Raw genomic sequence first — 1,816 nt, 5'->3', positions numbered from 1 at the left:
CCGACACCCCCTCGACGACCACAGCCGCAAGCCCCGAAAACACCGTTGCCACAAGAGAGTTGACGTCGAACACGCCTGATGATCACAGAAGCGCACCCAGCGTCACCACCGACTACGGGACAGAGCCGTTAACTTGACACTCCCGATCTCGGCGCCGAGGCGGGCGTGGCGGGCGGCGATGTGGAGCCAGTCACGGGCGGGCCGCTCTTGGCCCAGGTCGGTGTGGGCGGCGCCGACCAGCCCCGGCGAGCCGGGAGGCGATGGTGCGGAGTTGGGTCTCGTGGGGGTATTCGCCGATCAGGTCGGTTAGGTCGGCTAGGTCAGGGCTCAGTCGGGCGAGCAGGTCGGCGGGGGTGGTGTGGCCGTCGCTGGCGAGCCCGAGACGGTCGGTGGTGGTGCGGAACCACAGGCCCAGCAAGTGTCCGGAGAACAGGGGGAAGCTCATTATCCGGCGGTCAGGAGGCAGGCGTCCCATGGCCACGGCTGTTCGGCGTCCGCGGCTGTGCGGGTCAGTTCGATCCCGGCTGCGCCGTTCAGGAGCCCCCGCTTGCGCTGCCGGTTGGCGTGCCAGCGCGGCAAGGCGGATCTTCAGCGCGAGGAGGCGTTCGGTCAGGGGGCCTGCGCTGGCGCCGGCGGCAGCGCGGGCGGCGGTGAGCAGGAGCCCGGCCCAGCCGTGGCAGAGGGTGGGGCCGGTCAGTTCTGCGAGGTGCCGAGGGTCGGTGACGCAGCCGAGGAGGGCTTGTTCAGCGGCGCGTTGCCGGTGCGGGTCGTCCAGGGCCAGGGCGCCGAGTTGCTGGGCGCCGCGCACCAGGTCAGTGCCGCTGCGCGGGCCAGGTGCAGGGCTTGGTGTTCTGCGGACAGATAGGGCCCCGTGACGCAGATGTGGTGCATGCGCAGCTGCTACGCCAGCAGCTCGTCGACGTCGGAGCCGGGGCAATCGATCTCGATAGGCGGCGACGGCGTGACGGGCGTCCCAGAGCGGCACGAGCACGTTGGCGTCGCGTAAGCCCCGTGTGCCAGTGGCCAGGGGCGATCGCCTCCGTGCGGCCCCCGCCCGGTCGGCGGGGCGGGTGGGGTGCTCGATCAGCCACCGCATGCTGCTCACGAGTGCGGCCAGGAGGGTGATGTCGGGAACGATGCCATCGCGCGTTGGGTGGGGACCCAGGAGAATTGGTAGTCGTTGCTGCCCAGGTAGGGGCTGGTCAGGATGTGGTGCATCTGCGTCCAGGCGGTGAACTGGGGCCGGGTGCAGCCGGGCAGGTCCGTATCGTCCAAGAACGTGTTGTATCGGTCGAGTGTTTCTGCGATCAGGAGTTTGTCTAGGGCCCCGTAGGTCATGGCGGCGGTTACGACCAGCTTGGCCAGGTCGTAGCCGAGGGGCGCGAGGGTGAGGACGTCGAAGTCGACCGCAACCGGGGCGGAAGTGCCAGTGAGAAGGAAGTTGCGGATGTTGGCGTCCTTGTAGACGGTGGCGGGCAGGCCGTCGCTGTATTCCATCCAGGTGTGGACGTCATCGGCGGTCAGTGGGGTGTCTGGTGGGGTCGGCGCGGCCAGTAAGTCGAGCAGGCGCTGCTCGCGGCGCTCGCGGAATCCGGGGATGGTCAGGCCACGTGCGGTGGTGTGGGGTTGGCTGGTGGGGGCGACGGCTAGGTGCTGGTGGGCGGCGCTGTGGAACCGGGCGAGCACACGGGCGAGGTCGGGTAGGTCGGTGGGGGTGGCGTGGCGGCCGCGCACGTGGGTGAAGACGAGCCGGGGGCCGTCGCGGTTTAGGAGGTCGGGGACGTGGAGGCGGTCGACGTCGCGGACCCAGTCGTAG

General features: G+C 69.8%; 2 protein-coding genes. Both read right to left on the bottom strand.

Annotated elements, in window-relative coordinates:
* Positions 1–190: 190 nt before the first annotated feature.
* Positions 191–808, bottom strand: a complete 618-nt coding sequence (locus E1285_RS44900; RefSeq protein ID WP_132161006.1) for a hypothetical protein — start codon at positions 806–808, stop codon at positions 191–193.
* A 293-nt stretch (positions 809–1,101) separates the two neighbouring features.
* Positions 1,102–1,816 (bottom strand): phosphotransferase (locus E1285_RS44895; protein ID WP_132161005.1); only part of this gene is annotated, 715 nt, incomplete at its 5' end.

The organism is Actinomadura sp. 7K507 (genome assembly GCF_004348425.1).
Classification (GTDB): Bacteria; Actinomycetota; Actinomycetes; order Streptosporangiales; family Streptosporangiaceae; genus Spirillospora.
Note: the sequence above shows the minus strand (reverse complement) of the source record. Positions and strands in the feature narration are given on the sequence as shown.